The sequence below is a fragment of the Streptomyces sp. NPDC002130 genome, from assembly GCF_040296465.1.
GTDB lineage: Bacteria > Actinomycetota > Actinomycetes > Streptomycetales > Streptomycetaceae > Streptomyces.
The window spans coordinates 1-1,135 of the sequence record NZ_JBEOXI010001120.1; the positions used below are offsets into that span (position 1 = coordinate 1).

Genomic DNA, 1,135 nt, shown 5'->3' on the forward strand with positions numbered 1-1,135 from the left:
CGTGTTGCTGGTGGGTGCATTTCGTGATCCGCAATCGAGGACATGGCAGTCGATTCGTGGCGCGGTGACTCTGTACATGGTCATCACCGGAATCATCTACGCCGTCCTACTCGCGAACATCGACGTCAATTTGAACGACGCGTGGATCAACTCGGCGCTGCACCGCATTCTTCTGCTGGTGATGCTCCTCGACTGGGTGTTCTTCGCTTCGCGGCACAGGATCTCCGAAATTCGCTCGCTGCAGTGGCTGCTGTTTCCGGTGATCTACGCGGTGTACACGTTGATTCGAGGTCCGATCGTCGACTGGTATCCGTACCCGTTCATGGATCCGCGCCACCAGGGCTACCTGGCCCTGTTCATTGGATTTGTCGTGCTGGGCATCGCGATGGCCCTGATGGCGTTGGCGGTCAATGCCGTCGGACGGTTGGGCGCCGGGCTACGCGGCCGGAACGCCCCGCAGTCCTAGCCCGCTTCCGGTGGCGATCACCTGATCGAGTCGGTCGATGTTCGGGTGCTTGCCGGGGTTCGATCGCGCGTCCTCGGTGTGCTCGGCGAAGATCGTCAGTCCTGCTGTCGCGGCTTCGGGTGTCAGGGCGCCGTAGACCTCGGCAAGATGGTTGTACACCTTGACCGAGCCGGACTTTCCGGGCTTGTTCTCCACGGTGTCGACGACGGTTCCGTCGGCGTCGAGTACCTCGATGGCGGCCAGATGATCGATGGCGGGCAGTGCGGCGAGATTGTCGGCAAAAGTCATGGTCGACAGATTACGGGTGCGCCCGTGAAAGCCGGTGCCGGGCGAGCGCCGTCGTGCGCGGATTCCTGGTGTCGATATAGTCGCAGCACATCGTTTGCACACCAGCATCGTTTGTATTCGAAGGGGACAATGATGGCTTCGGCATTGTGGCACGGGTTCGCGGACATGGGCGCTGTGGAGAAGAACGGCGCGTTTGTCGTCTCTCGCGGTGAGGGCGCGTACATCTGGGACCGCGAGGGCACTCGGTATCTGGATGCGACGGCGGGCTTGTGGTTCACCAATGTCGGGCACGGGCGCGCCGAGATCGCGGATGCGGTGGCGGCTCAGTTGTCGAAGATTGCGCATTTCTCGAATTTCGGTGATTTCGTTCCCGAGACGACG

3 protein-coding genes are annotated in these 1,135 nt (G+C 61.5%); 2 read left to right on the plus strand and 1 reads right to left on the minus strand.

The genetic code is table 11. The features are described 5' to 3' along the window. On the plus strand, window positions 1-466 hold a 466-nt coding region (locus ABT116_RS48905), incomplete at its 5' end, for a Pr6Pr family membrane protein (protein WP_351648060.1). On the opposite strand, the gene ABT116_RS48910 is transcribed toward ABT116_RS48905, so the two are convergent. Continuing rightward, entirely contained in the window at window positions 437-754 is a 318-nt protein-coding gene (locus ABT116_RS48910; protein ID WP_351648062.1) for a DUF2322 family protein, read from the minus strand. The two genes, ABT116_RS48905 and ABT116_RS48910, sit on opposite strands and share 30 nt — an antisense overlap. Before the next feature lie 165 nt (window positions 755-919). Between ABT116_RS48910 and ABT116_RS48915 the strand changes: the two genes are divergently transcribed. Further along, window positions 920-1,135, plus strand: a 216-nt coding sequence (locus tag ABT116_RS48915) for an aminotransferase class III-fold pyridoxal phosphate-dependent enzyme (protein ID WP_351648064.1), incomplete at its 3' end; no start/stop codon positions are given.

Bases quoted from the DNA above. Each gene is read 5' to 3' on its own strand.
- ABT116_RS48910 (WP_351648062.1), bottom strand. From the start codon at position 754: ATGACTTTTGCCGACAATCTCGCCGCACTGCCCGCCATCGATCATCTG.